The organism is Streptomyces sp. ICN903 (genome assembly GCF_022015835.1).
GTDB lineage: Bacteria > Actinomycetota > Actinomycetes > Streptomycetales > Streptomycetaceae > Streptomyces > Streptomyces fenghuangensis.
In genome coordinates this window covers 1-4,665 of sequence record NZ_JAKMAY010000382.1, presented here as the reverse complement: position 1 = coordinate 4,665, position 4,665 = coordinate 1, and the positions used below count along the sequence as shown (strand labels likewise).

General features: G+C 73.4%; 6 protein-coding genes and 1 pseudogene. 1 reads left to right on the top strand and 6 read right to left on the bottom strand.

Translation table 11 applies throughout. The annotated features are described in order from the left end of the window. Positions 1 to 217: pseudogene (locus tag L7D48_RS26090) on the top strand (hypothetical protein); the annotation flags it as partial. A 369-nt stretch (positions 218 to 586) separates the two neighbouring features. On the opposite strand, the gene L7D48_RS26085 reads toward L7D48_RS26090, so the two are convergent. The 6 genes from L7D48_RS26085 to L7D48_RS26060 all read right to left on the bottom strand — a co-directional run. Continuing rightward, complete coding sequence (locus L7D48_RS26085) at positions 587 to 808, bottom strand: hypothetical protein (RefSeq protein WP_237883133.1); 222 nt, start codon at positions 806 to 808, stop codon at positions 587 to 589. 85 nt (positions 809 to 893) lie between these two features. Further along, complete coding sequence (locus tag L7D48_RS26080; protein WP_237883131.1) at positions 894 to 1,865, bottom strand: folate-binding protein YgfZ; 972 nt, start codon at positions 1,863 to 1,865, stop codon at positions 894 to 896. A 9-nt stretch (positions 1,866 to 1,874) separates the two neighbouring features. Then, positions 1,875 to 2,378, bottom strand: a complete 504-nt coding sequence (locus tag L7D48_RS26075; RefSeq protein ID WP_237883129.1) for a Fur family transcriptional regulator — start codon at positions 2,376 to 2,378, stop codon at positions 1,875 to 1,877. A gap of 84 nt (positions 2,379 to 2,462) precedes the next feature. Continuing rightward, entirely contained in the window at positions 2,463 to 2,945 is a 483-nt protein-coding gene (locus L7D48_RS26070; protein ID WP_237883127.1) for a cytidine deaminase, read from the bottom strand. 116 nt (positions 2,946 to 3,061) lie between these two features. Next, positions 3,062 to 3,631 (bottom strand): FABP family protein, encoded by a 570-nt coding sequence (locus L7D48_RS26065; RefSeq protein ID WP_237883125.1) that lies wholly within the window; start codon positions 3,629 to 3,631, stop codon positions 3,062 to 3,064. A gap of 354 nt (positions 3,632 to 3,985) precedes the next feature. Beyond that, positions 3,986 to 4,665, bottom strand: a 680-nt coding sequence (locus L7D48_RS26060) for a hypothetical protein (RefSeq protein ID WP_237883123.1), incomplete at its 5' end; no start/stop codon positions are given.

Here is a 4,665-nt window from a genome sequence, read left to right as displayed (position 1 = left end):
GCGGCCGCCGTACGTCCGGCCGGGGGCGGTGCGCGCGGTGGCCGCCTGCGGGTTCGGCTGGATCGCGCTCAGCCTGGCCGTCCTGGCGTCCGGTCTGCTGGACCTCACCGCGACGGGGAGGGCCTGGACCGTGGTGCAGACGGTCCCGGTGGGCGTCTTCGCCGTGCTCCAGGCCAGGGCGGCGGCCGCCGTCAGCGGCGGGGGGAGCCCCGCCTGACCTGCCGGGAGCGGTCGCGCCTGCGGTGTGAGGAGTTCGACGGCCGCTTCCTGCCGCCGCCGTCCCGGGCCGGGCCCTCGTCCTTGGCGGCGCGGGCCGCACCGGCCGCGTCGGCGGCAGCGGCGGCAGCGGCGTCGAACGGCGGCTCTCCGGTCTCCTCCGCCTCGTCGTAGTCCGGGATGTCTCCGAAGTCCGGCGCCTGGAAGGGGTTCCGGGCCGGGGGCCGGGCCGACGCCTGAGGGGTCGTGGGCGCCTGGTCGGGAGCGGAGAACAGTTCGGTGGTGTCGATGGGGAGATCTGCCTCTCGGGGCGGAAACGTGGTGTGGGGGGAGGCGGCCGGCCGCCGTGCGGCGGCCGTGCGCGGCGGCCTCAGAGAGCGTTCAGCTTGAGGTAGGGGCTGAGGATCCGCACCTGCTTGGAGCCGAAGTCGACGAGTACCGCGATGCCTTCCTCGACGGAGACGATCCGGCCGAGGCCGTACGTGTCGTGGGTGACCCGCTCGCCCTCGGCGAAGTGCTTGTCGGGCGGTGCGACAGGGGCTTTGAAGGGGCTGGTGGGCAGGTGGCGCCGGGCTACGGCCGATTTTGTCATTAACGCCAGTATGCACCCGGCGGTCCGGCTCGCGCCCCTGCGTACCACTTCCACTTCCCGGGCCGCACCGCCCGCCGGGGCACGCTCACGGCTCGACGACGGTCTCCTGCGCCGCCGCGGTGTCGCCCGCGATCAGCTCCGCGTCCACCGGGACGTTCCGCTTCACCAGGGCCAGGGCGATCGGGCCCAGCTCGTGGTGGCGGGCCGAGGTGGTGACGAAACCGAGCTGCCGCCCCTCCTCACCGTCCTTCGCCAGCCGCACGGGTGTGCCGTGGCCGGGCAGGTGCACCTCGCTGCCGTCCAGGTGGAGGAAGACCAGCCGGCGCGGCGGCTTCCCCAGGTTGTGGACGCGCGCCACGGTCTCCTGGCCCCGGTAGCAGCCCTTCTGCAGATGGACGGCCGTGCCGATCCAGCCCAGCTCGTGCGGGATGGTGCGGTGGTCGGTCTCCAGACCCAGCCGGGGCCGGTGCGCCTCGACGCGCAGCGCCTCCAGCGCCAGCACGCCGACCGCCGGGCCGTGGGAGGCGGCGTAGGACTCCAGCTCGCCGCGCGGCAGGAACAGGTCCCGCCCGTACGCCGTCTCGCGGACGGCCACGCCCTCGGGTGCCTCGGCGATGGAGCCCGCCGGGAGGTGCACCACGGCGTACTCGGCCGTGGCGTCGGCGACCTCGACCCGGTAGAAGAACTTCATGCTCTCCAGGTAGGCGATCAGCGCCTCCTTGGTGCCCGGCTCGACGTGCATCCAGACGGTGGCGCCGTCGTCCACCAGATAGAGCGCGTGCTCGATGTGGCCGTTGGCGGAGAGGATCAGCGCCTCGGTGGCGCGGCCGGGCTCCAGCTCGCTGACGTGCTGGGTGATCAGCAGATGGAGCCAGCTCAGCCGGTCCTCGCCGGTGACGGTTACCACGCCGCGGTGCGAGAGGTCGACCACTCCGCCACCGTCGGCGAGCGTGCGCTGCTCGCGGAAGAGGTCGCCGTAGTGCGCGGCGACGCCTTCGTCCGGCGCCTCGGCGGGGACGGCGCCGGGCAGCGACAGCAGGGGGCTCTTGTACGACATGCGGCCAGCCTACGACCCGGAGCCGTCCGCGCTCTCGTGCGAGTCCCTCTCGGTGTCCTCCGCCTCGGTGTCCTCCGCCGTGCCGTCCTCGGAGACCCGCCCGGCGCAGTCGCGGCAGCGGCCGAAGATCGCGAAGTGCTTCATGTCCGTGTCGAAGCCGAACTTCTCCCGCAGCCTGCCGGTGAAGTCGGCGGCGAGCGCGATGTCGGCCTCGATCACCGTGGTGCAGTCCCGGCACACCAGGTGCATGTGGTCGTGCCGGTCCGCCAGGTGGTACGTGGGAGCGCCGTGGCCCAGATGGGCGTGGCTGACCAGCCCCAGCTCCTCCAGCAGCTCCAGCGTGCGGTAGACGGTGGAGATGTTCACGCTCCCCGCCGTGCGCCGCACCTCGGCGAGGATGTCCTCCGGAGTGGAGTGCTCCAGCTTGTCCACGGCTTCCAGCACGAGCTGGCGCTGCGGCGTCAGCCGATATCCGCGTCTGCGTAGGTCGCTCTGCCAGTCGGTGCTCACCACAGTGGCCAGTGTAGGAGGGGCGCCGGGAATGCGGACGGAACCGGCGTCGCCGGAGGCCCGGGGCCCGGCCGCCGGCCGGGGGCTTCAGCCCGCAGGCGGCACGGTCCCCCCGGTGCCCGGTCCGGCGTCCGGTGCGGTGCCCGGTCCGGCGTCGAGCTGGTGGTCGGCCCAGACGTAGCTCGCGGGCAGCAGATCGGCCACGGGGACGGCCCGGGCCCCTTCGCCGCCGGGGGCGCCGCCGACGATGACCCTCAGCTCCGGGAAGTAGTCGAGGAGTGCCTGGCGGCACCGGCCGCACGGAGGGACGATCCCCCGGTCGCGGTCGCCCACGGCGACGACGGTGTCCAGTTCGTAGATCCCCTGGGCGGCCGCCGTGCCGATGAGGACCAGCTCGGCGCAGGGCCCTCCGGTGAAGTGGTAGGCGTTCACCGCGGTGACGATCCGGCCGTCGCGGGCGCGGGCCGCGGCGGCCATGGTGTGGTTGTCGCCCCGGCAGCGGGTGCGGGCCACCCGGGCCGCGGCCCGGACGAGTTCACGGTCGACCGGGTGGGCCTGCTGGGTGGTCATCTTCTCCGCCTTCGTCGGGTGCCGGACGAAGGCTGCCCCGGGTGGCGGGGGCGCGCAAGCGGATATCGGCGCCGACCGGGCCCGCCCGGGGAAGCGGACCTGTCCGGAGAAGCGGCCTACTTGAAGAAGGCGATCCCGTCGTCCGGGAGGTCCTTGAGGTCCTTGGCCCACTCGCGGGGGTCGACGACCTTCTTCAGGTGCGCCGACATGTACGGGCGCAGCGGGCGCTCCGGATCCGGGGTGGCCAGCTCGCCGACCCACATCAGGTCGCCCTTGACGTAGCCGTACAGCCGCTTGCCGCCGGAGTACTCGCCGGCCGAGGACAGGCGGGCGAAGGCGTCCGTGACCAGGTCGATCTGCGGCTTCTGCTCGGCCATCTCGCCGTGCCAGACCTCGACGATGCCCCGGTCGCGGGCCATGACGGCCTCGACCCGGCGCTCCGCGTCGATCCTCCAGTAGCCGCTCTCGCTCTCCAGCGGGCGGACCTTCTCGCCCTTGTCGTCCAGCTCCCAGGTACGCGAGACGTACTCCAGGAAGTCCCGGCCGTCGTGGGAGAAGGTGACCTCCTGGCCGAAGTTGCACTGCTCGCGGTCCGGGAAGTCCGCGACACCCGCGCCCGCCCAGTCGCCCAGGAGGAAGGCGAGGGGGACGAGGTCCGGGTGGAGGTCGGACGGAATCTCGATCATGGGGTGCTCAGACGATCTGTCGAGGGCGTGTGGTCGGCGGTGCGGCCCGGGCTCGGGCCGTACGCGGCCCGGGTCACGGGACGGGACGGGTCAGCGCTGGCCCTGGTAGAGCTTCTTCACGGTCAGGCCCGTGAACGCCAGGACGCCGACACAGACCAGGACCAGCAGGGCGGTGAAGAATGCCTCAAGCACGGGAGCGCTCCTCGGGGGCTCGGCACGGACGTACGGGCCGGCGGGCGGCCCGCCGACGAGTCTAGTCGGCCCGTGGCGGGGCGGTGCTGTGAGGTGTGCCGCCCCGCCACGGGACGGGTCCCGGCGGGCTCCGGAACCCGTCAGGAGCCGTTTGCGCCGGGCTCAGCCCAGGAGCTGGGCCTGGAGGATCACCGTCTGCCGGAACGGCACGGCGGGAGCCGCCCCCTTCCGGGTCTGGACGACCAGCGCCACGGTGTCCCCGGCGAGCAGGTACGCGTGGCGGGTGTGGGTCTCGCCGCGGGGCCTGGGCTCGTCGTACACCTCGATCTCGACGTTCTCCGGGGCGGCCTTCGACGGCCAGCTCTCGTCCAGCTCCGAACCCGGCGCCCTGTCCAGCGTCAGCCCCGGGGCCAGGCCCCCGTACACCGCCTCGGTGTGGAAGTCGTCCGCGACGGCGCCGCTGTTGAACCGCAGCAGATGGACGCTGGTGCGGGTGCCGTCCGGCATGACCCAGCCGCGGGCGGCGATGTGCCGTACGGCGTCGTCCGCCAGCCGCTGCCGCAGTTCCTCGTGCTCGCCCTTCGCGTAGATGCCGGTGTACTCCTCGGCCGTGACCCAGCCGCCCTTCGGCGAGGGGAGCCCGCCGTCCTTCCCGGCCTTCTTGTCCTCCTCGGCCCCCTCGGGCAGGGGGATCAGCAGTTCGCGCAGGTCGGCGTGGTGGATCTCCCCCTCGTTGCCCTGCGCGAAGGGGCGCGGGGAGCCGGAGGGGAGGGCGGGCAGGGTGAGCCGCGGATACTCCCAGCGCCCGTCGCTCTCGGTGGCCAGGCCCGGCACCTCGTGGC

Bases quoted from the DNA above. Each gene is read 5' to 3' on its own strand.
- L7D48_RS26085 (WP_237883133.1), bottom strand. From the start codon at position 808: ATGACAAAATCGGCCGTAGCCCGGCGCCACCTGCCCACCAGCCCCTTC.
- L7D48_RS26080 (WP_237883131.1), bottom strand. From the start codon at position 1,865: ATGTCGTACAAGAGCCCCCTGCTGTCGCTGCCCGGCGCCGTCCCCGCC.
- L7D48_RS26065 (WP_237883125.1), bottom strand. From the start codon at position 3,631: ATGATCGAGATTCCGTCCGACCTCCACCCGGACCTCGTCCCCCTCGCC.
- L7D48_RS26070 (WP_237883127.1), bottom strand. From the start codon at position 2,945: ATGACCACCCAGCAGGCCCACCCGGTCGACCGTGAACTCGTCCGGGCC.